The sequence below is a fragment of the Burkholderia sp. SIMBA_051 genome (assembly GCF_046534915.1).
Classification (GTDB): Bacteria; Pseudomonadota; Gammaproteobacteria; order Burkholderiales; family Burkholderiaceae; genus Burkholderia; species Burkholderia ambifaria.
In genome coordinates this window covers 527,825-550,286 of sequence record NZ_JAWRXS010000004.1, presented here as the reverse complement: position 1 = coordinate 550,286, position 22,462 = coordinate 527,825, and the positions used below count along the sequence as shown (strand labels likewise).

Sequence of the window (22,462 nt, the reverse complement as noted above, 5' to 3'; positions counted from 1 at the left end):
GCGTCGGGCTTTGGGCCGGGTATGGGGCGCGAGCTGTCGTCAGGTATGCCGGAATTCGGTGCGGGCGTGTGCGCTCGTGGAATACGCCGCGACAGGTTCGGGATCGATGATTGGCGTTTCGTGTTGCACCGGAGTACGGCGGGAGGGGCGATGTTCCCGGTAGGTCGCGGCGAGCGTGCGCAACGCTTCACGGGAGCGCTGGTCCGACAGCGTCGAATGCAGGACGATTCTCGACGACGGCAGGTCGGGGAGGCCGAAGCGCTGACTGACCTCGATCGTGTCGGGTGGCGCGAGCCGGCACGAGAAGGCCGCCACCGCCAGGCCGGCCGACACGGCAGCTATCACCGCCGCGTGCCCGCCGCCGACGAACACCTCGGTCCAGCTGATGCCCGCGTCGTCGAGCGCGCGCATTGCTATGTCGCGCACGCCGCAGCAGGGCGCCAGCGCCGCGAGCCGCATCGGTTCGCCGGGGCGGTGAGTGAAGCCGGAGGCGGCGAACCAGCCGAAATTCTCCGGGCCGAGGTCGCTGCCGTCGCGACGATCGTCGTCCTGGCGGATGATCACGGCGTCGAGATTGCCGTGGTCGAAGGCATCGAGCAAGGTGCGGGAGTTTTCGAGGCGCACTTCGATCGTCAATGCCGGATCGCGCTCGTACAGGCGCGCAAGCAAGACTGGAATTTCCGGCCCGGCCACGTGCTCGGCGATGCCGAGCCTGAAGTGGCGACGCTCGGCGGACAGTTCGGCCACCGCGCGGTCGTGTGCGGCGAGGAACTCGCGCGCAGCATTGAGGAACAGCGCGCCCTGGGCAGACAGCCGAACGAGGCGCGGGGTGCGCTCGATCAGCTTGTGGCCGAGGCGTTCTTCCAGACGTTTCAGCTTCACGCTAATCGCGCCTTGCTGCGTGCCGAGCGCTTCCGCCGCCCTTGTGAAGCTCTGGAATTCCGCGATGGTCACGAATGCCTGGATGGCGTCGACGTCCAATATCAATTTGCTCATGATCTATAAAGAATTGTCGTCATTATTGACTTTAATCATATCATTGTCTGATGGTTGCTATGTTTTGTAACGTTGACAACTCGACCGCCAACATGGTTGGTTTGGTCGGCGAGTTGTCGTTCGTCCCGCCGTTCATTACTGTCGCGTCGCGGACGGATGAAAATTCCAAAAAGGAGAGAGTGTGAAGATCGGAATCATTGGCGCAGGCCGTATGGCGCAGTCGGTCGCGTGGTTGGCCACCCGTGCCGGTTATCAGGTCATGTTGAGCAATTCGCGCGGACCGGAAACCATCCAGGCGCTGTGTAAGCCGCTCGGGTGCGAAGTGGGGCGGGTGGACGAAGCCGCCTCATACGGCGATATCGTGTTCGCGGCGCTCCCGCTGCAGGCGTATCGCGCGGTGCCGGCCGAGCCACTCGAGGGCAAGATCGTGCTCAACCCACAGAACTATTTCCCGCATTTTGGTCTCCTCCCCGAACTCGAGAGTGGGGAGATGACGACGGCCGAGGTGCTCGCTCATCATCTGCCGAAGTCGCGCGTCGTCAAGGCATTCAATGCGATCCTGGTGGAGGAGGTGGTGCCGGACGCACGCCCCGCCGGTGCGCCGGACCGCCGCGCGCTGCCGATCGCCGGTGACGATGCCGACGCGCGCAGCGCGACGATCACGCTGCTGGATCGCCTCGGCTACGACGCGGTCGATGCCGGACCGCTGGCGGAAGGGTGGCGTTTCGAGCGACGCCGGCCGGTGTACTGCGTGCCGCTCGACAAGGCGATGCTGGCGCCGATGCTGGCCGAGACGACGCGCGACTCGATGATGCCGGAAGCACATTGGCGCACGCACCGAGGCATGCGCTCCTGACGCCCCGCGCACGACACTAACCTGCCCCTCGTTCCATCGCATCGAGTCTCCGAACGGGCGGGCAGTTTCCGGATCTTCAGCGGCGCAGCCGCGACCGCTAGATTCCCAACTGCCGGATGTCATTCCCGAACGCATCCGTCGCACAACGCCCCTTTCATTTCTCACCGGTCGGCTCTCGCGCCGATCAGTACTCTCGCCAGCGCGGCTCGATCACCATCGCGGCGAGTGGCTTTTCTCTTGACACGCCGTTCCGATCGACCGTGCCAGCGGCGGTTATCGTGATTTTATAAATAGGCGATCTCCGTCATGAAAATAGTGCATTTTTATTGCCGGGCGAATCGATGCGCCGATGGAATCGGCCAATTAATCGTATTGATGACCTGCTGGGTTTTTTGAAATGGAGATATAGATATTGGATATAATATTAATATATCCAATATCTATATTTTTGTTGTCGTAGTGTCTATTGAGTTTTGTTGTCACAGAAATATTTGTTTTGGTGGGGCGGAATATGGAGGCTCGCTGTTAATATCTGAATCATTCAAATGGTGGAGCTGAGACAAAATGTCGGTCGACGTATCATCGAAAAACAAGATCGCGCTCGCGGCAATTTGCCTGTCGGCGGTCATGCTCGGGCTGGAAATTACCAGTGTCCCTTCTATTCTGCCGACACTGGAGCATGTATTGCCGGCCGATTTTAAGCAGCTCCAGTGGATTATGAATGCCTATACGATTGCAATGTGCTCGTCGCTCGTGGCGATGGGCGCATTGGCCGATCGTTTCGGACGCAAGCGTGTGTTCACGATCGGCATCGTGGTGTTCGGCATCGCGTCGCTGATTTGCGGTCTGGCGCCGAGTGCGCCGCTTCTGATCGCGGCCCGATTTCTGCAAGGCGTGAGCGCCGCGGCCATGCTGTCGTGCCAGGTCGCGGTGCTATCCCATCAGTTTCAGAGCGGCCCGGAGCGCGGCGTAGCGTTCGCTTGGTGGGGCGTCGTGTTTGGGCTCGGGCTGGGCTTCGGGCCGGTCGTCGGCGGCTCGATCGCGAGCTTTGCCACTTGGGAGTGGGTGTTCCTGATTCACGTGCTGATCGCCGTGGTGGCCGTGTCGCTCGCGCGTGCCGGTGTGGTCGAATCGTCCGATCCGCATGCGCTTAAGATCGACGTCGGCGGGATGGTGACCTTGTCGGCGTCTGTCTTTTGCCTCGTGTATCTGATTACCCAGGGGCAGAAGCCTGAGGCTGACAATCCGCTCGGCGTAGGCGCGCTCTCGATCGCCGTGATCAGCTTCGTTCTGTTCGTCATCGTCGAGAGCCGGGTCGCGCGGCCGATGTTCGACTTCAAGGCGTTTCGCGTTCGCAATTTCTCGGGCGCGTTACTCGGCGCGTGCGGGATGAACTTCAGCTTCTGGCCGTTCGTTATCTATTTCCCGATCTACCTGCAGGCGGTGCTCGGCTACAGCAGCGTCGGCGCAGGCTTAACCGTGCTTGCCTACACGCTGCCGACGATCGTCGTGCCGCCCGTCGCCGAGCGGCTGTTGCTGAAGCGCGGACCGAACTTCGTGATTCCGGTCGGGCTGTTCACGATCGCAGCCGGCTTCCTGCTGTTCCATCTGGTCGTGACGACCGGACACGCGAGCTGGATCACGCTGCTGCCCGGCTGCGTGGTGGCGGGCATCGGGCTCGGGCTGACCAACACACCGGTGACGAATACCGCCACCGGGTCGCTGCCGCCGGAGAGGGCGGGCATGGCGTCCGGCATGGAGTTCAGCGCACGGATGATTTCGCTGGCGATCAACATCGCGATCATGGGCTTCGTATTGGTGAGCGGCGTATCCGTGGGCCTGGCGGGAGCGCTGCCGGCCGGTACAGATATTCGTCATCTGGTCGACGCGGTCTCGGCGGGCAGCTTCGCGGCGGCCGATGCCGGTGGAATTCCGATCGTCACGGCGCGCGCTGCACTGATACTGGGTTTCGGTTGGGTCACGCTGTATGGAACGCTTGCGCCGCTCGTGCTCGGGTTCGCTGCCGCCATCGTATTCGGTCGTAAAAAGCCGGCGCCCGTCCAGAAGACCGACGAACGTTTCGGTGTGGACGACAAACAGTCTGCGCTGACTTCTGTCGATTGAACCCGGAGCCGGGATATTCCAGGCGCGCAACGAACGGAAAATCGGCGAGAGTAGTGACATGCCGCCAGAAATATCGAAATCTTATTCGAGAGAGGGCCTTGCCATGGAGTTGAATTTCGAGAACCTGAGACCACAAATTGCAAGAGCGCTGGATATCAATACCACGGACCTCGAGCCGACCACGATTTTGAGCGGTAATGAAAAATGGGATTCGTTCGCCGTTTTGTCGGTGGTGGCGCTGGTGACTGAGCACACGGGGAAACAGCTGACCCTGCCGGATGTTGCAAAGCTGGGCACTGTTTCCGATCTCGTCAGCCTAGTCCAGAAGCTGAAAGGGAATTGAACATGGTTGCCAAAACGATTTCCGGTATTTCGATCAAGGCGATTACCGCGGCGCTGCCGTCCGGCACGATCGGCGAGGCGGAGTTCGCGGCGATCTACGGCGAGCGCGAGGTCGCACGCATCGTGCGGGGGACGGGCATTGGCTCGATCCGCACGGCGGCCGGTATGGCGACGAGCGACCTCATTGTCGCCGCCGCCCTGAACTTGATGCGCGGCTCGGAAATCGCCGCGGGCGAGATCGACGGGCTGATTGTCGTAACACAGACGCCGGACGACTGGAGCCCGGGATGCGCGTACGCGGTTCATCACCAGCTCGAGTTGCCGACAGACTGCGTCGTCGTCGATATCAACGCTGGGTGCGCGGGTTATGTGAGCGGCCTGATTCAGGCGGCTTCGCTCGTCGTGTCGGGCGCGTGCCGGAACGTGCTCCTGTGTACCGGCGACATCAATACGCGATTGGTCGACGACCGCGATCATCAGGCCCGTATGCTGTTCGGTGACGCGGCGTCGGCCACGCTGATCACGGTGGGCGACGAGGCTTTGCAATTTGTGTCCGGCGCGGATGGCAGCGGCCGGAGCCTGCTCGGTGTGAACCTCCAGTACGAGAAGGACGGGGGGCATACAGGCACAATCAGTTGCTTGAAGATGGACGGCGCGGCGGTAATGAGCTTCGCGTTGCGCCGCGTGCCCGAAGTGATCGATACGCTGCTCAGGAGCCAAGGTAAAGGCCTTGAGGACGTCGATCTGTTCGCGCTGCACCAGCCGAACCGATTTATCCTGGATTACATCCGGAACCGGCTCGGCGTCGCGCCCGAGCGGTTGCCCGTCGACGTCGACGGCATCGGGAACACGAATTCGACGTCCATCCCCTTGCTGTTGTCCCGTCGTCACGAGAAAGGCGGCGAGGCGCGTCGCAACGTCGTGATGTGCGGCTTCGGTGTGGGGCTCGCGTGGGGTGCGCTGCTGGCGGATTTGTCGAAGACTCATGTGCTGGCGCCGGTGGAAGTGGCATTGGAAGCGATACAAGGACTGGCAGAAGGGTAGTAGCAGACGATCGCGTTTCGCTAGGAAAAAACGGGGTCGTGGAGCGGTAGATAGTACGATTAATATTTAGATAAACTAAATTCTGAGAGATAACATGTGCGGCATTGCCGGCTGGATCGATTTCAAACGGAACTTCCCCGAACCGAATCGTCTCATCGAGGCGATGGCGGACTCGCTCGTGCACCGCGGTCCCGATGGGCACGGCACGTGGCTCGACGAGAACGTCGCGCTCGGCCATCGCCGCCTCGCGATCATCGACCTCGCCTATGGGGCGCAGCCGATGCACGCTATCGATCCCGCCGGCCGGAAGGCGGTGGCGTCCTTCTGCGGTGAAATCTTCAACTTCAAGGACCTGCGCGCCGAACTGCAGCGCGCCGGCTACGCGTTCGAGACCAACAGCGACACCGAGGTGCTGCTGAAGGGTTATCTGCACTGGAAGGAGGACGTCGCGCGTCATCTGAACGGCATGTTCGCCGTCGCGATCTGGGACAGTCAGCGCGAGCGCCTGATCCTGATCCGCGATCGTCTTGGCGTGAAGCCTCTCTATTATTTCCCGACAGACGGCGGGCTCGTGTTCGCGTCGGAGCCGAAGGCGCTGTTCCAGCATCCGCTCGTCAAGCCGCGCGTGACGGCGAACGGCTTGCGCGAGTTGCTGGACATGATCAAGACGCCAGAGCTGACTGTCTACGACGGCCTGTTGGAAGTCCGTCCGGGGGATCTGATAATCCTCGATCGTAGCGGCCTCCGGAAGGAGACCTACTGGCGCCTTCAGGCTAACGAGCATCGCGACGACCAGCAGGCGACGATCGCGACCGTGCGCGACATCCTGTCGGACACGGTCCAGCGTCAGATCGTGTCGGACGTGCCGCTCTGCACGCTGCTGTCCGGGGGCCTCGATTCGTCGGCGGTGACCGCGATCGCGGCACGGCAGATGGGCGATGGTGCGCTGTCATCGTATTCGGTCGACTTCCAGCACAACCTCGACGGGTTCACTGCCGACGGCGTGCGGGGCTCGCCCGACGCGCCGTTCGCGCGGGATCTTGCCGCGCACGCGAGCACGCGCCACACGGAGCTGCTACTGCGCAGCGACCAGATGCTCGACGCGTCGATCCGCAGCAGCATCCTGAGCGCGGTGGATGCTCCGCCGGCGTACTGGGGCGATATGTGGCCATCGTTGTATCTGCTGTTCCGTGAGCTATCCGAACATTCGACGGTGGCGTTGTCGGGAGAGGCGGCGGACGAGGTGTTCGGCGGCTATCAGTGGTTCCGGAATCCGGCCGCCCTGAAGGCTGAGACGTTCCCGTGGCTGACGGCCGGCTCGTCGCGCTATTTCGGCGGCGTCCAACTGTTGGCGCCTGACTTCGTGGCGTCGCTCGACCGCGATACTTACCGGGCGGACCGATACCGTGACGCGCTACGCGAAGTGCCGGTTCTCGATGGTGAATCCGAGCAGGATCGCCGGATGCGGGAGGTGTCGTATCTCGCGTTGACGCGTTTCCTGCAGACCCTGCTGGATCGCAACGACCGGATGAGCATGGCGGTCGGGCTGGAAGTGCGCGTGCCGTTCTGCGACCACCGGCTGGTCGAGTACGTGTTCAACGTGCCGTGGCAGATGAAGACGTTCGACGGGCGGGAGAAGAGTCTGCTGCGCGAGGCGGTTCGTCCGCTGCTGCCGGAAAGCGTCCTCAATCGGGTGAAGACGCCCTACCCGGCGACGCAAGACGGTGCGTATGAGCAGGGCCTGCGCGCGGAGCTGGCCGACGTGCTGGATGACCCCGCGGCACCGATTCACGACCTGATCGATCGCGCGAAGGTCCGTGCGCTGCTGGAGCGCGCGCCAACCCAAGTCAGCCAGCCCTACAACCGCGGCGGTCTGGAGATGGCGCTATGGATGAATCGCTGGATCAAGGACTACAACGTTGAAATCGCCCTGTAGAGCAGAAAGATGACCAGCACGACGATAATTTCTCCGAGCCTTCTCCATAAAGACTCGGCCGACGACGTCCTGTTGACGCGGCCGCGCAAGGTGGTGCCGTCGCGGCTCGTGTCGCCGGTAACGGGCGAGCACCCGGACGGCGGCGTGGCCGGGCTTGAGCATCTCTACGAATCCACAGGCGCGTCGGCGCGCATTCTGCGCACGGCGCAAGCGCACGGGTTCGTGACCGGACAGCCGTTCGCCGACGTCGCAAAGGAAGACGTCATTCGCGGTGTGCCGCACCAGGTGATCGACAGCCTGCGCGCGCCGGTGAGCGTACCGGTCGGCGACGACGCAATCGAGCGGTTCCTGACACATCACGGCGTGTCCGCGCGCTCGACGAGCTTCGAGTTCGTCAATCTCGCGGACCATTACTTCTTCTACCGGAAACGGCACGAGCACGTGCCCGGCATCATGCTGCTGGAAGCGGCGCGGCAGGCGATCTATTACCAGCTGTACACATACTCGGAGCATGCGCTCGGCAAGGTGACGGTGAGCCTCAGCGGACTCAATGCGAAATTCCACGGGTATGCGGAGCTGATGTATCCGATCGAGATCGTGGTCGACGATCTGACTGAAACGGACGACCTGCAGCCGTGCGAGGTGCGCTACGCGTCGTCGTTCTATCAGCGCGGCGCGCTGATCGCGCGGATCGAGTCGGTGGCGCCCGTCATCCGGCTCGACAAGTTCAGGCTTGCGCGCAACGCGTGCCTGTTCGACACCGAGTATTTCGCGCCGGTGCCGAGCGCACCGGTCATCTCGCTGCTCACGTCGGACGGGGCGGGACAGTCGATCGTCTCGCTCAGGAAGATCGGCAAGCAGTCGTGCGTGACCAGCGCCGCGAAAATCGGCAACACGCCCAACGCGCTTCTGACGGTGATCTATGACGGCAACATCTGCTTCAAGGCGCCCGTCACGCACGCAGGCCAGGACGAGGACGGCGTCACGTGGGATTTCGGTCACGTCGAGTACGCGGAGCTGGAGCGCTTGAAAGAAATGATCAAGCGCGGCTTTACGGTGTGTTGAACGGACGAGCGAGCACGCAGCGATGCCAATGAATCATTTTCCGCACCTGATGAAGCCGCTCACGATCGGGTCTGGCCTGATCGTGCCGAACCGAATGTATTTCTCGTCCGTCGGCTTCGACGTGTGCGATCCGACAGGGCGTCCGCTGCCCGAATTCTTCGACATCTATGCGTCGATCATGCGGGGCGGATGCGGTTTCGGATTCCTCGGAAATTCGTCGGTCGACCCGGATTCGCAGTACACGGATCGGAGCTTGATGCTGACGTCGCCGTCGTACGCGGACGATCTGCGTCCGGTGTTCGAGACTGCGCGGCACCTCGGCTTTGCCCTGGGCGTCCAACTTCAGCATTACGGCGTCCGGGCGCCCGCGACCGGCGACGAACATGCGGTGGAAGGCGACGTCACGTCGTTGAGCGACGAGCAGATCGGTCAGTACATCGATCATTTTTTCGAGGCGGCTCGCTTGGCGCTGTCGATCGGGGCACCGATGCTGCAGATTCATGCGGCCAACGGCTATCTGCTGAGCAGTTTCCTGTCGCCGCGGACGAATCGCCGCATGGACCGGTGGGGCGGTACACCTATCGGGCGGGCGCGGATCCTGCTGGAGATCGTGCGGCGCTTGCGCGCGCTGGCGGCCGATCGCGCGACGATCTTCGTGCGCCTGCAGATCGACGACGGTTTCGGCGAAGCGGGGTTGCAGGTCGAGCAGCTGGGCGACGTGGTCGCGGCGCTCGAGGAGGCGGGCGCCGATGCGATTACCTGCGCGACCGGCGTGGCCGGGACGTTCGGGAAGTTTCTCGGGAACCGCGACTACTCGCTGGCGCAGTCGCGCAACGCGGTGCGCTTCCTGAAGCGGACGACGCGGTTGCCCATCGGTTTCGCGGCCAACCTCGACAGCCTCGCAGAGGCGGAGGCAATCGTCGCGAGCGGCGACGCCGATTTCATCGGTTTCGGGCGCGCGATCGTTGCGGATCACCATTTTGTACTGAAGGAATTGTCGGGACGCGCGGGCGAAGTCGATCGCTGCCGATGGGATTCGTATTGTCTGCGAGACAAGAAGGAGCCGCTGGCGGATCGGGTCTTCTGCTGCGTCAATCCCCGCTACCTTCGACCTCAACTCATTCAGATGAAATACCAGGAGAATTGAACATGGCATTTGACGGAAAAGTTGCGTTGATCTCGGGCGGCACGCGTGGCATCGGTCTGAACGTCGCAAAGTCGCTGGTCGATGCGGGCGCGTTCTGCTATGTGACCGGGCGCAACGAAGACGACGGCCGCCGCGCGCAGGAACTGCTCGGCGAAAACGCGCGCTACGTGGCGGTCGACGTGACTGAAGAGAATGCGGTGATCAGTCTCTTCGACCTGATCGAATCCCGTCACGGCCGTCTCGATCTCGCGGTCAACAACGCAGGCGTGACGACCAAGCGCGCCGCGGTACGCGAGTTGGACCTGAAGGAATGGAAACGCGTGCTGGACATCAACCTGGTCGGCCCGCTTCTGCTGATGTCGCATGAAATCCGCCTGATGGCGCGGCACGAGCGCGCGGCGATCGTCAACGTGTCGTCCTGTGGCGGCGTGCTTGGCCAACCGCGTCAGAGTGCCTATTCGAGCAGCAAGGCGGCGCTGAACATGCTGACCCAGGTGGCCGCGATCGAGAGCGCGAATCCGCCGGAGGGCCAGAACGTGGTGCGCATGAACGCTGTGTGTCCCGGCCCGACGCTCGGCGGCATGAACACTGAGGAGCGTCTGCGTGCGAACCCGGAATCGACGCAGGAGAAGATCCAATCGACCGCGATGAAGCGCTTCGCGAAACCGGAGGAAATCACTGCCGCGATTCTGTGGCTGCTCAGCGAGCAGGCTTCGTACGTGACGGGCACGCTGCTGTCCGTTGATGGAGGCTTCGTGGCGGGCAAGTTTTGAGACCGTCCGGAGAGGCAGGGGATTGCAAGCCTCGGAACGACGGAGGGTGACGTGGCGAGCGTTTTCATTTCTGGCGTCAGCGACGGAATCGGTCATGCGCTTGCCGCTCACTATCTGGACCGCGGCTGGACTGTGTACGGCATTGCCCGGCGCCGGCCAGATGCGCTGCTGGCGTCCGGAAATATGGTGTTCAAGCAGTGCGACCTGCTCACACTCGACGAGGCGACGGACCTGTTCAACGGGGTGTTCGCACCCATCGCGCAGGATGGTGTGTCCGTCGTCTACCTGAATGCAGGCGTGTCTGGGACAGCGCCTAGGCGCGCGCGGGAATGCTCGTCTAACGAGCTTCAGCGGACGCTGACCGTCAACACGGTGGCAAACAAGCTGCTGCTCGATGCGTTCCTCGCGCTGCCGACGCGTCCCGACGTTGTGGTCGCGTCCGCGTCGATAGCGGGGGTGCGGTTTCGCGCCGGCATGCTGCCGTACAGCCTGTCGAAGGCAGCGTTGCTGGCGTTATGCGGAGTCTACGCCGAGGAGTATCCCGACGTGTTCTTTGCCGTGCTGGGCATGTGCAACGTCGATACGGCGCTGTCGCGCGAGATCGTGTTCAGCCCGCGCATCGCGGAGTTTCCGGAGCATGCCCGATTGAACGAGCGGTTCCGCACGCCGGGCTATGCGGTAGCGCCGGCGCAGCGTGCGGTAGATGTGTTCGATCTCATTCATCCGAAGCCGGATCAGCGTCTGACGAGCGGCCGGTTCATCGAGATTCGGGCGCTGCTCGCTCCGGCCGGAGCGGAGTAACGCGTCTCCGGATGATTTTCCGAAATTTGAACCTAAGGATCACAACCATGCAGGATCAACTGAATAAAATGCTGACTGAGGCGATCAAGAGCCAGGATCCGTATCTCGAGCAACCGGTCGATCTATCCCAGGGGCGCGACGCGAAGCTGTACGCGGAAGCAGGGCAGCTCGATTCCCTGAGTCTTGTCACGATCATCGCCGATCTCGAAGAGAATATCTTCAAGAACCTGGGCGTGCGTCTACAGCTCGCCAACGAGCGTGACCTGGCTGTCGAGAACTCACCGTTCAACACATTCGGGCGGATGGTTGACTATATCGAAGCGCGGGTGCGTGAAGCGAAGCAAAAGAGCGGCGAGGTCGCGTGATCGTCTTGGGCGCGAATGCGACGCAAACGCCGGGGATTGTTAGGTTGGGATGGCACGAGCCGGACGGCTCGCCGCTGTGGAGTGCATCTCAGACAGGGAGCGCGCAGGTGCACTATGCCGGCGCCCCGAGTCCATTGACGTTGGCGTGGGCCAATTTGGCCGGCGCACTTGATGGAGATGCACAGCTGTTGTCCGAAGCCGAATTGGTCCGGGCGCGGGTTATCGATGATCCCGCCCGACGCGCACGGTTCATCGCCGGGCGCACGTTCGTGCGGCGCACGTTGGGGGCACGCATCGACGGTGAACCTTATCTCGGCGAATTCGTCGTGGACAGGCTCGGGAAACCCGGTTTGCCGCCTCCCCACGCATCGCTGGGTTTCAATGTGTCACATGCCGGCGACCTGATTGTCGTGGCGATCAGGGAGGACGGCCCGATCGGCGTGGACATCGAGCGATGCGATCGCGCGATTCCGCCGAAGCTCGCGGACATCGTATTCGATCGTGACGAGCGGGATTGCCTGTCGCGATGCGACGACTGGCGCACCGCATTCCTGCTTGGCTGGACGTGCAAGGAAGCCGTACTCAAGTGCGTGGGTTGCGGGCTGCTTCGCGACCCGAGGCGCATCAAGGTATTCATCGACAACGATGGTGTTAGGCACTCCGTCGCCTATGAGTATTCCGCACGCGGCGAGCTGATCGGAAACTACCGGATCATTTCGCAGCCTTGGGCGCTGGGCATGCTGGGGGTAATGGCAGTTTCATGCGCCTAATACGCTGATCGGGAGGGTCGCCGGTTGGCTCATTCGCGTTGGCCGCGAAGCGATCGCCGACCTGTTTCCGCTACAACCTGCGAGCGGAACGCTGGCTTGAAATTTCATGCGCCTCGCTGGCGTCCACCCGCCTTGATTTCTATTTACCAAATTTGTGACCTGCTCCCCGCGTTTAGTACGGTGACGGTGTGGAGTCCGTTCCAGAGAAGAACGGCAATGAAGAAACGATTCACCGAAGAGCAAATCATCGGCATCTTGAAGGAAGCCGAGGCTGGCCTGAAGCCGGCGGCGCTGTGCCGCAGGTACGGCATCTCGGAAGCTAGCTACTACAACTGGAAAGCGAAGTTCGGCGGGATGACGGTTTCCGAAGCGCAGCGCCTGAAGGAACTGGAGCAGGAGAACAACAAGTTCAAGCGCCTGTTGGCCGAATCAATGCTCGACAACGCCGCGCTGAAGGACCTGCTGGCTCGAAAGTTGCAAGCCCGCAGGCCAGCGCGAAGCAGTCCGAATCTTGATGACCGAACGCGCCATGGGCGTTACCCGTGCTTGCGGGCTGGTAGGGATATCGCGCTCGCTGTTCCACTACGAATCACGCCGCCGAGTTGACGACGAAGCGCTGACTGGCCGGATGACGGCCATCGCCGCGCAGAAGCGCCGTTACGGCTATCGCCGGATTCACATGCTGTTGCAGCGGGATGGCTGCTTCACCAACCCCAAGCGCGTCTAGCGCTTGTACAGCAAGGCGGGGTTCAACGTGCGCAAGCGGCGGCGCAAGCGTATTGCGGCTGTCGAGCGCACGCCGCTGCCGTTTCCAACAGGCCCGAATCAGAGCTGGTCCATGGACTTCGTTTCGGACGGGTTGACCTATGGTCGGTGGTGTCGATGCCTGAGCGTGGTCGACGACTACACGCGCGAATGCTTGGCCATCGAGGTCGATACTTTACTGCCGGGCCTACGCGTGCAGCAAGTGGTCGAGCGACTCAAGGAGATACGAGGTTTACCCGCATCCATCACGGTCGACAACGGGCCGGAGTTCGCTGGTAAGGTGCTGGATGTATGGGCCTACGAAGCCGGTGTCACACTTTCGTTCCTTCGGCCTGGCAAGCCGGTGGAGAATGCCTATATCGAGAGCTTCAACGGGCGGTTCCGCGATGAATGCCTGAACGAGCACTGGTTCGTCTCAATGCGCCACGCCAAGCGGCTGATTGAGGAATGGCGTATCGAGCTCATAGCTCACTGGGCTGTCTGACGCCAGTGCAGTTCGCCCGGGCGCCTGATGCAAACCAGGAGGTTTTAATCTCGGACTCTAACTGCAGTCCGGACTAAAACTGGGGCCAGGTCATTGTCGCTCGACCGGTGCCAGCGGCCACGTCCAGCACCAGATTCGATTCGCATGACGTTCGTTCAACCGTCGTCCAGCATCCGGGTTCAGCTCAGGTGGGGAGGCCAAATGGGACAGTGCCGTCGCATCTATTCACGTTTCGTCGTCACGGGCTCGATCGCGGGTCTGGCGATTCTGGCAGGCATTGGCCACGCGCATGCCGAGGACGGTCCCGCGAGTGCACCGACCGCGTTCAAGCCATCGGAAAGAACGATCAACGCTTATGCGGTGTATGGCGACGGACGTGCGACCGACGGCGGCGATATGCATTGGCGCGCCTACGAAGTCGGCTTCGGCGACGTGTTGAACGACTACTTCTCGATCTACCTCGCCTATTTGAACGAGGGGCATCCGGTGGATCACCACCGTGACGGCTTCGCCGCGCTCGGTTCGTTTCGTTGGCCGCTCGGCAATCGCGTGGCGGTCGAATTGTCGGCGGGGCCGTATTTCAGCATCGACACGACCCATGTCGACAACCAGGCGCGCAATGAAAAGCGCTGGGGTGTGCGCGCGTCAGCAGCCGTGCGGTATTACATCGTTCCCGACCGCTTCTTCCTCAAGCTGCAGTACAACCACGTGCAGATGATTGGCGGATTCAATTCCGACGCGGTGCTGTTCGGCATCGGTTCGGATTTTGGCGGCGATCCCGGCCCGGCGTTGTCGGACGGCAAGACGCAGGTCAGCATTTGGGCCGGGACGTCGCAGACGAACCGTCCGCAAGTGCCGATCGAAAAGGGCTATATGGTCGAAGTCAAACGGCCGCTCGGCAATGCGTGGGCCTATTCGGCGAGCTTCGTCTACGAAGGCAACAATGGCGTCGCCGGCCGCAGAGGGGTGGCAGCGCAACTCTGGTACGTCGCGCCGATCCAGACCAAATGGACGCTGTCGGCAGGGGCAGGTCCGTATCTCTCGCACGATCGGGACGAAGCCTCGAGCAAAACGAGAGTCAATGCGTTGCTCAGCGCGCAGGTGAGTTACCAGGTCACGAACGATTGGGCGGCGAGCTTGCGCTTCAATCGTGTCGCAACCGGCAACGACAAGGACCAGGACATGTTCATGGTCGGCTTGGCACGCAATTTCTAGGGCTTCATTCTCACGCGCATTCTCGCGGCGCAAATTGAAATTCATGTGCGGTGCGGCATAAGCGTGGCATCTCGAGTGATGTCGCCGGATTCCAGCGTACAGACGAAATCGGCCGCACGCGCCGAGGCAGGCACGAAAATCGCTGCGACATGCAAACAAACGTTGCACTGACAACCGGTCAGGGTTCCGGTTGCCTGCGTCGGTAAAAATCTCCCACCCGTCACGGAATCGCATGCAGCGTTGAAAAGGAGCGGCTACGAAGCACAGGGTCGTGCAATACGGTTTCGAGGTGCTCCAGTTGGCGATTTCGCGATCTATTGTTAAGGGGCAACGCCATGCACATATTCACGAACTTGAGCCCATTGGTCTCCCTGATCGCCGGCATTCTGATTCTGGTGGTGCCGCGCCTGCTGAATTTCATCGTTGCGATCTACTTGATCATCATAGGATTGCTCGGACTGTTCGCAGGACATATACACTGACGAGCCCTTTTCGGCCTCCATCCCCGGTTCGACGGCGACCGCTTCAATGAAGATTTGAAAAAACCGCGAGCGAGAAAACGAATGAAGGGCTCGCGGTTTTTTATGTTGCGTGCCACATGCATCGCCGCTGCAACGTCTCGCGCGCGACCGCACCCTCACTGCAACGAAACCGACCCCATGTGATACTTGGCGCGCACATCGCACCGCACACCGTTGCTGCCCTCGGCACACGCGCGCCGGGCGATGGACTTCAATGCTGCTTGCCTGCCTCGACATCACGCCATGACCGACTCGACCCATCACTATTACGAACCCTCGCAAGGCCACGGCCTCCCGCACGATCCGCTGAACGCGATCGTGGGCCCGCGCCCGATCGGCTGGATCTCTTCCCGCGGCAGCGACGGCACGATCAACCTCGCGCCGTACAGCTTCTTCAATGCATTCAACTATCGTCCGCCGATCATCGGCTTTTCGAGCACGGCCGCGAAGGACAGTCTGCGTAACGTGCAGGAGACCGGCGAGTTCGTCTGGAACCTCGCGACGCGCGATCTCGCCGACCGGATGAACCAGACCTGCGCGGCGGTGCCGTACGGCGTCGACGAATTCGAACTCGGCGGCCTGACCGCGATCCCGTCGCGCCTCGTCGATGTGCCGCGCGTCGCGGAAAGCGGCGTCAACTTCGAATGCAAGGTGACCGACGTGATCCCGCTGCGCGATCATCATGGCGTCGCCACGCCGGCCACGCTGGTACTCGGCGAAGTCATCGCCGTGCACATTCGCCACGACCTGCTGAAGGACGGCATCTTCGACACGTTCGGCGCGGGCATCATTCTTCGCGCGGGCGGCCCGTCGGCGTACGTGCACGTCAGGCCCGACAGCCGCTTCGACATCGCGCGCCCCGACGCGTAACGCATCGCGCCGGCACGACCCGACAAGCGCCCGGACGAAGAGACCCCGCCGAGATCCCGGATTTCGCGGGGTCTCTTGCTTCGTATCGTCCGATATGATCGACGCGGAACGATCGGTGCGGCGTGGATCCGCACGCTCCGCAGCCATTGACGCATCGCAGCACACGCGGCCTTCATTCATCACGCCGGCGGCGCCGATCGCCCGCCGACACCCGCCATGGCAAATCTGCTCACCGCAATCGAGCGGCTTGGTCATCGACGTCGCGCTTCGCGAGGCATAGATTTTCAAGGTTGGCGTGCTTATCCGTGCGCCAGCCCGCGCGTGAGCCGGCAACCGGCCGCGCGTTCCATCAGCGTGAGACACAATCGAGCGTGGAGACGACACGATGAGCCTGTCAGAGCCATTGCGTCTGCATGTGCCGGAGCCCACCGGGCGTCCGGGCTGCAAGACGGATTTTTCCTATCTGCATCTATCGCCGGCCGGCGCGGTTCGCCGCCCGCCGATCGACGTTGCCCCCGCGGACACCGCCCATCTCGCCCGCAGCCTCGTGCGCGTGCTCGACGACCACGGCGCAGCGCTCGGCCCATGGGCGCCGGACCTCGACGATGCGCGCCTGATCGCCGGGATGCGCGCGATGCTGAAGACCCGCATCTTCGACGCGCGCATGATGATCGCGCAGCGTCAGAAGAAAATCTCCTTCTACATGGTGAGCCTCGGCGAAGAGGCGATCGGCGCCGCGCACGCGATGGCGCTGCGTCACGGCGACATGTGCTTCCCGACCTACCGCCAGCAAAGCATCCTGATCGCGCGCGACGTGCCGCTCGAACGGATGATCTGCCAGCTGATGTCGAACGAAGGCGACCCGCTGAAAGGGCGCCAACTCCCGGTGATGTACTCGGACCGCGAAGCCGGCTTCTTCTCGATCTCCGGCAATCTCGCGACGCAGTTCATCCAGGCGGTCGGCTGGGCGATGGCGTCGGCGATCAAGGGCGACACGAAGATCGCGTCCGCGTGGATCGGCGACGGCGCGACCGCGGAAGCCGACTTCCACACCGCGCTGACGTTCGCGCACGTGTATCGCGCGCCGGTCGTGCTGAACGTCGTCAACAACCAGTGGGCGATTTCCACGTTCCAGGCGATCGCGGGCGGCGAGGGCACCACCTTCGCCGGGCGCGGCGTCGGCTGCGGCATCGCTTCGCTGCGCGTCGACGGCAACGACTTCCTCGCGATCTACGCGGCATCGACCTGGGCCGCCGAACGCGCGCGCCGCAATCTCGGCCCGACGCTGATCGAATGGGTCACCTACCGCGCGGGCGCGCATTCGACGTCGGACGATCCGACGAAATACCGGCCGGCCGACGACTGGGCCCATTTCCCGCTCGGCGATCCGATCGCGCGCTTCAAGCAGCACCTGATCGCGAAAGGCATCTGGTCGGACAGCGCGCACGACGCGCTGACGGCCGAGCTCGAAGCCGAAGTGATCGCCGCGCAGAAGGAAGCGGAGCAGTTCGGCACGCTGGCCGACGACCGGATTCCGTCGCCGGCCTCGATGTTCGACGACGTGTACAAGGAGCTGCCCGCGCACCTGCGCCGTCAGCGCCAGGAACTGGGAGCGTGATCATGGCGCAACAGGAAACGACGACGGCATCGGCGCAGCCGATGACGATGATCCAGGCGCTGCGCTCCGCGATGGACGTGATGCTCGAGCGCGACGGCGACGTGGTCGTGTTCGGGCAGGACGTCGGCTACTTCGGCGGCGTGTTCCGCTGCACCGAAGGGCTGCAGGCCAAGTACGGCAAGTCGCGCGTGTTCGATGCGCCGATCTCGGAAGGCGGGATCGTCGGCGCGGCGGTCGGGATGGGCGCGTATGGATTGCGGCCGGTCTGCGAGATCCAGTTCGCGGACTACTTCTACCCGGCGTCGGACCAGATCGTGTCGGAAGGCGCACGGCTGCGCTATCGCTCCGCGGGCCAGTTCACCGCGCCAATGACGATCCGGATGCCGTGCGGTGGCGGCATCTACGGCGGCCAGACGCACAGCCAGAGCCCGGAAGCGATGTTCACGCAGGTCTGCGGGTTGCGCACGGTGATGCCGTCGAATCCGTACGACGCGAAAGGGCTGCTGATCGCGTCGATCGAGAACGACGATCCGGTGATCTTCCTCGAGCCGAAACGGCTGTACAACGGGCCGTTCGACGGCCATCACGAGCGTCCGGTCACATCGTGGCTCAAGCATCCGGGCAGCGTGGTGCCGGACGGCTATTACACGGTGCCGCTCGATACGGCGGCCGTCGTGCGGCCCGGCAACGACCTGACGGTGCTGACGTACGGCACGACCGTGCACGTGTCGCTCGCCGCGGCCGAGGAGACCGGCATCGACGCGGAAGTGATCGACCTGCGCACGCTATGGCCGGTCGACCTCGACACGATCGTCGCGTCGGTGCGCAAGACCGGCCGCTGCGTGGTGGTGCACGAAGCGACGCGCACCTGCGGCTACGGCGCGGAACTGGTATCGCTCGTCCAGGAGCACTGCTTCTACCATCTGGAAGCGCCGGTCGAGCGGACGACGGGCTGGGACACGCCGTATCCGCACGCGCAGGAATGGGCGTATTTCCCCGGCCCGGCCCGGGTTGGCGAAGCATTGCGACGCGTGATGGAGGCCTGAGATGGGGATTCATGTGATCAAGATGCCGGATATCGGCGAAGGGATCGCCGAGGTCGAGCTGGTGGCGTGGCACGTGGAAGTCGGGCAGACGATCAAGGAAGACCAGCCGCTCGCCGACGTGATGACCGACAAGGCGGCGGTGGAGATTCCGTCGCCGGTGGCGGGCAAGGTGCTGGCGCTCGGCGGTCGGATCGGCGAGATGATGGCGGTCGGCAGCGAGCTGATTCGTGTCGAGGTCGAAGGCAACGGCAACCTGAAGCCGGGCACGAAGGCACGCGATGCCGAAGCGGATGCGAGGTCGCGGCCGGCGGCGGTCGACACGCCTGCAAAGTCGTCGAAAGTCACCGAAGCAGCCGAAGCGCACGACGCGTCGAAGGCAGCGCGACACACCGCTGAGCGTGCACCGGCCGAGCCGCGTCGCACGGAACACGCGGCGCCGCCGCGCGCGGCGCTCGCGCCGGGCGAACGGCCGCTCGCGTCGCCGGCGGTCCGCCAGCGCGCCTGGGACATGGGCATCGAGCTGCGCTACGTGCGCGGCACCGGCGAGGCCGGCCGGATCCTGCATGCGGACCTCGATGCGTACGCACGCACGGGCGGCACGGCGGCGGGTGGCGCGCAAGCGCGCGGCTACGACGAGCGCAACGATGAAACGGAGGTGCCGGTGATCGGCCTGCGCCGCGCCATCGCGCGCAAGATGCAGGAAGCGAAGCGCCGCATTCCGCACTTCAGCTACGTCGAGGAGATCGACGTCACCGAGCTCGAATCGCTGCGCAGCGAGCTGAACCGACGCCACGGCGACGCGCGCGGCCGGCTCACGCCGCTGCCGCTGCTGATCCGCGCGATGGTGATCGCGCTGCGCGACTTCCCGCAGATCAACGCGCGCTACGACGACGAAGCCGGTGTCGTCACGCGTTACGGCGCGGTGCACATGGGTGTCGCGACGCAGACGGACAGCGGCCTCACGGTGCCGGTGCTGCGTCATGCGGAAGCGCGCGACGTGTGGTCGATCTCGGCGGAAGTCGCGCGGCTCGCCGACGCGGTGCGCGCGAACCGCGCGCAGCGCGACGAGCTGACCGGCTCGACGATCACGATCTCGAGCCTCGGCGCGCTCGGCGGCATCATGTCGACGCCGGTCATCAACCATCCGGAGGTCGGCATCGTCGGCGTGAACCGGATCGTCGAGCGGCCGATGATCCGCGACGGCGCGATCGTCGCGCGCAAGCTGATGAACCTGTCGTCGTCGTTCGACCATCGCGTCGTCGACGGCGCGGATGCGGCCGAATTCATCCAGGCCGTGCGCGGGTTGCTCGAGCGGCCGGCGCTGCTGTTCGTGGAGTGAGTGCGATGCCGAACGAACACACCACGCTGCTCGTGATCGGCGGCGGTCCGGGCGGTTACGTCGCCGCGATTCGCGCGGGGCAGCTCGGCATTCCGACGGTGCTCGTCGAGCGCGAACGGCTCGGCGGCACGTGCCTGAACATCGGCTGCATTCCGTCGAAGGCGCTGATCCATGTCGCCGACGCGTTCGAGCAGGCGTGCGCCCAGGCCGGCGAAGGCGTGCTCGGGATTCGCGTGCGCACGCCGGAGATCGACATCGCGAAAAGCGTCGCGTGGAAGGACGGGATCGTCGAGCGCCTCACGCGCGGCGTCGGCGCGCTGCTGAAGAAGCACGGCGTGCGCGTGCTGCAGGGCGACGCGCGCGTCGTCGACGGCAAGACGGTCGATGTCGTCGCCGGTGACCACACGACGCGCATCGCATGCGAACACCTGTTGCTCGCGACCGGTTCGGAACCGGTCGCGCTGCCGTCGATGCCGTTCGGCGGGCACGTCGTATCGTCGACCGACGCACTGTCGCCCACGTCGTTGCCGACGCGGCTGGTCGTCGTCGGCGCCGGCTACATCGGGCTCGAACTCGGGACCGTCTATCGTAAGCTCGGCGTCGAGGTCAGCATCGTCGAAGCGGCCGAGCGCGTGCTGCCCGCGTACGACGCGGAACTCGCGAAGCCGGTCGCCGATTCGCTCGCGCGGCTCGGCGTCGGCTTGTGGCTGGGTCATACGGTGCTGGGGCTCGCGAGCGACGGCGCGGTGCGCGTGCGCGCACCCGACGGCACGCAGAAGACGCTGCCGGCCGATCGCGTGCTGGTCGCGGTCGGCCGCCGGCCGCGCGTGGACGGCTTCGGGCTCGAAGCGTTGCCGCTCGATCGCAACGGCCGCGCGCTGCGCATCGACGACGCATGCCGGACCTCGATGCGCAACGTGTGGGCGATCGGCGACGTCGCAGGCGAGCCAATGCTCGCGCATCGCGCGATGGCGCAGGGCGAGATGGTGGCCGAGCTGATCGCGGGGCGGCGCCGCAAGTTCACGCCCGCGTCGATCCCGGCCGTGTGCTTCACCGATCCCGAGGTCGTCACGTCCGGCTGGTCGCCCGACGACGCGAAGGCGGCCGGCGTCGACTGCATCAGCGCGTCGTTCCCGTTCGCGGCGAACGGGCGCGCGATGACGCTGCACGCGACCGACGGTTTCGTGCGCGTCGTCGCGCGGCGCGACACGCATCTGATCGTCGGCTGGCAGGCGGTCGGGCGCGGCGTGTCGGAACTGGCCGCGGCGTTCTCGCAGTCGCTCGAGATGGGCGCGCGGCTCGAGGACGTCGGCGGCACGATCCACGCGCATCCGACGCTCGGCGAAGCGATGCAGGAGGCGGCATTGCGCGCGCTGGGACACGCGTTGCACGTGTGAACGCGCGGCGGCATCCGTCGTCATCCTTCGCCGGACGAAGCCCGGCTGCGGCGCCGATCCGCGCGGCCGGTGCGGTCGCGTTCGAGCATGCGCGGCTCGCGGGTCGTTGTTGACCCTCTCGCGTGAACCGTTCATCGTGTCGGTATCCCGTCCGATTCATCGGCTTCGAACGGGCGGCTCCGGCGCGATGCGGCATTGCGATGTGCAGCGTCGCACGACTGCCGCTCACGGCCAGCTCTGCACCGGCCATACACGGACAACTGCACATGAAATTGTTGCTCGTCGGCGCGACCGGACTCGTCGGGCGCCACGTCCTCGACCTCGCGCTGGCCGACGCGCGGGTGGACCAGGTCGTCGTGCTCGCGCGCCGGCCGTTGTCGCCGCATCCGAAGATGCGCGCATTGACGATCGACTTCGATCACCTGCCCGAGGCGGCCGACTGGTGGCAGGCCGACGCGGTGATCTGCACGCTCGGCACCACGATGCGGGTCGCGGGCTCGCAGGCCGCATTCCGCCGCGTCGATCACGACTATCCGCTCGCGGTTGCGCGCCTCGCGCACCGGTCCGGCACGCCGACCTACGTGCTGAATTCCGCGCTCGGCGCGGACCCGGCGTCGCGCATCTTCTACAACCGCGTGAAGGGCGAGGTCGAGCGTGCGCTCGCTGGCATCGGGTTCGCGTCGCTTACCTGCGTGCGGCCGGGGCTGATCGGCGGCAGTCGCGACGAGTTCCGGCTCGGCGAACGGATGATGGCGCTGGCGCTCGGTGCCGCCGGGCCGCTGTTGCCGCCGAAGTGGCGCATGAATCCCGCGCCGCGCATTGCCCGCGCGCTGCTCGATGCCGCGATCGATGCACGCCCGGGCGTGCATGTCATCGGATCGGAACGGCTCGCGTGAACCGGGGCGGGCGACGTGCTGCCGACGCACGTGGCCGGCAAGGATGAACGAACCGACGTGCGTGCCGGCTATGTTTCGCCGCCGCCGCTGTT

The 22,462-nt window shown here is 64.1% G+C and carries 20 protein-coding genes and 1 pseudogene; 20 read left to right on the top strand and 1 reads right to left on the bottom strand.

The genetic code is table 11. The features are described 5' to 3' along the window. Positions 1 to 39: 39 nt before the first annotated feature. A complete protein-coding gene (locus tag SB771_RS12930; RefSeq protein ID WP_175661763.1) occupies positions 40 to 996 on the bottom strand; it encodes a LysR substrate-binding domain-containing protein in 957 nt (318 codons plus the stop codon). A gap of 181 nt (positions 997 to 1,177) precedes the next feature. On the opposite strand from SB771_RS12930, the gene SB771_RS12925 reads away from it, so the two are divergent. The 20 genes and pseudogenes from SB771_RS12925 to SB771_RS12830 all read left to right on the top strand — a co-directional run bounded on the left by SB771_RS12925 (position 1,178) and on the right by SB771_RS12830 (position 22,370). Then, entirely contained in the window at positions 1,178 to 1,852 is a 675-nt protein-coding gene (locus SB771_RS12925; RefSeq protein ID WP_175661764.1) for an NADPH-dependent F420 reductase, read from the top strand. A 564-nt stretch (positions 1,853 to 2,416) separates the two neighbouring features. Next, the gene (locus SB771_RS12920; protein WP_175661765.1) at positions 2,417 to 3,976 is read left to right on the top strand and encodes an MFS transporter; all 1,560 of its coding nucleotides are present in this window, start codon (positions 2,417 to 2,419) and stop codon (positions 3,974 to 3,976) included. A 103-nt stretch (positions 3,977 to 4,079) separates the two neighbouring features. After that, complete coding sequence (locus SB771_RS12915; protein WP_175661766.1) at positions 4,080 to 4,319, top strand: acyl carrier protein; 240 nt, start codon at positions 4,080 to 4,082, stop codon at positions 4,317 to 4,319. A gap of 2 nt (positions 4,320 to 4,321) precedes the next feature. Continuing rightward, complete coding sequence (locus SB771_RS12910; RefSeq protein ID WP_175655973.1) at positions 4,322 to 5,362, top strand: 3-oxoacyl-ACP synthase III family protein; 1,041 nt, start codon at positions 4,322 to 4,324, stop codon at positions 5,360 to 5,362. Between the two features lie 94 nt (positions 5,363 to 5,456). Then, positions 5,457 to 7,298, top strand: coding sequence for an asparagine synthase (glutamine-hydrolyzing) (gene asnB, locus SB771_RS12905; RefSeq protein WP_175661767.1), 1,842 nt, complete (start codon positions 5,457 to 5,459; stop codon positions 7,296 to 7,298). A 9-nt stretch (positions 7,299 to 7,307) separates the two neighbouring features. Continuing rightward, positions 7,308 to 8,363, top strand: coding sequence for an AfsA-related hotdog domain-containing protein (locus SB771_RS12900; RefSeq protein WP_175661768.1), 1,056 nt, complete (start codon positions 7,308 to 7,310; stop codon positions 8,361 to 8,363). A gap of 49 nt (positions 8,364 to 8,412) precedes the next feature. After that, complete coding sequence (locus SB771_RS12895; protein ID WP_175661769.1) at positions 8,413 to 9,510, top strand: NADH:flavin oxidoreductase; 1,098 nt, start codon at positions 8,413 to 8,415, stop codon at positions 9,508 to 9,510. After that, the gene (locus SB771_RS12890; protein WP_244096833.1) at positions 9,393 to 10,283 is read left to right on the top strand and encodes an SDR family NAD(P)-dependent oxidoreductase; all 891 of its coding nucleotides are present in this window, start codon (positions 9,393 to 9,395) and stop codon (positions 10,281 to 10,283) included. The genes SB771_RS12895 and SB771_RS12890 overlap by 118 nt, the downstream gene beginning before the upstream one ends. Positions 10,284 to 10,334: 51 nt before the next feature. Beyond that, positions 10,335 to 11,084, top strand: coding sequence for an SDR family NAD(P)-dependent oxidoreductase (locus SB771_RS12885; RefSeq protein WP_208446602.1), 750 nt, complete (start codon positions 10,335 to 10,337; stop codon positions 11,082 to 11,084). Positions 11,085 to 11,131: 47 nt separating this feature from the next. Continuing rightward, positions 11,132 to 11,449: a hypothetical protein gene (locus tag SB771_RS12880; RefSeq protein WP_175655968.1), complete on the top strand. Its 318-nt coding sequence runs from the start codon at positions 11,132 to 11,134 to the stop codon at positions 11,447 to 11,449. A 188-nt stretch (positions 11,450 to 11,637) separates the two neighbouring features. Further along, positions 11,638 to 12,219, top strand: coding sequence for a 4'-phosphopantetheinyl transferase family protein (locus tag SB771_RS12875; RefSeq protein WP_175661771.1), 582 nt, complete (start codon positions 11,638 to 11,640; stop codon positions 12,217 to 12,219). A 216-nt stretch (positions 12,220 to 12,435) separates the two neighbouring features. Beyond that, positions 12,436 to 13,545 (top strand): annotated as a pseudogene (locus tag SB771_RS12870) (IS3 family transposase). A gap of 124 nt (positions 13,546 to 13,669) precedes the next feature. After that, entirely contained in the window at positions 13,670 to 14,683 is a 1,014-nt protein-coding gene (locus SB771_RS12865) for a hypothetical protein (protein WP_175661864.1), read from the top strand. Between the two features lie 335 nt (positions 14,684 to 15,018). Next, complete coding sequence (locus SB771_RS12860; protein ID WP_011656453.1) at positions 15,019 to 15,165, top strand: DUF3096 domain-containing protein; 147 nt, start codon at positions 15,019 to 15,021, stop codon at positions 15,163 to 15,165. Between the two features lie 282 nt (positions 15,166 to 15,447). Next, positions 15,448 to 16,074: a flavin reductase family protein gene (locus SB771_RS12855; protein WP_175661772.1), complete on the top strand. Its 627-nt coding sequence runs from the start codon at positions 15,448 to 15,450 to the stop codon at positions 16,072 to 16,074. Positions 16,075 to 16,459: 385 nt separating this feature from the next. Continuing rightward, positions 16,460 to 17,692, top strand: coding sequence for a 3-methyl-2-oxobutanoate dehydrogenase (2-methylpropanoyl-transferring) subunit alpha (locus SB771_RS12850; protein ID WP_105833783.1), 1,233 nt, complete (start codon positions 16,460 to 16,462; stop codon positions 17,690 to 17,692). A gap of 2 nt (positions 17,693 to 17,694) precedes the next feature. Beyond that, positions 17,695 to 18,738: an alpha-ketoacid dehydrogenase subunit beta gene (locus tag SB771_RS12845; RefSeq protein ID WP_011656456.1), complete on the top strand. Its 1,044-nt coding sequence runs from the start codon at positions 17,695 to 17,697 to the stop codon at positions 18,736 to 18,738. 1 nt (position 18,739) lies between these two features. Continuing rightward, on the top strand, positions 18,740 to 20,077 hold the full coding sequence (locus SB771_RS12840) for a dihydrolipoamide acetyltransferase family protein (protein ID WP_175661773.1): 1,338 nt from the start codon (positions 18,740 to 18,742) through the stop codon (positions 20,075 to 20,077). A 5-nt stretch (positions 20,078 to 20,082) separates the two neighbouring features. Further along, positions 20,083 to 21,474 (top strand): dihydrolipoyl dehydrogenase, encoded by a 1,392-nt coding sequence (gene lpdA, locus SB771_RS12835; RefSeq protein WP_175661774.1) that lies wholly within the window; start codon positions 20,083 to 20,085, stop codon positions 21,472 to 21,474. A gap of 266 nt (positions 21,475 to 21,740) precedes the next feature. Then, positions 21,741 to 22,370 carry an NAD(P)H-binding protein gene (locus SB771_RS12830; protein WP_175661775.1) on the top strand — a complete coding sequence of 210 codons (630 nt, stop codon included), beginning with the start codon at positions 21,741 to 21,743 and terminating at the stop codon, positions 22,368 to 22,370. The last annotated feature ends 92 nt before the right edge of the window (positions 22,371 to 22,462 follow it).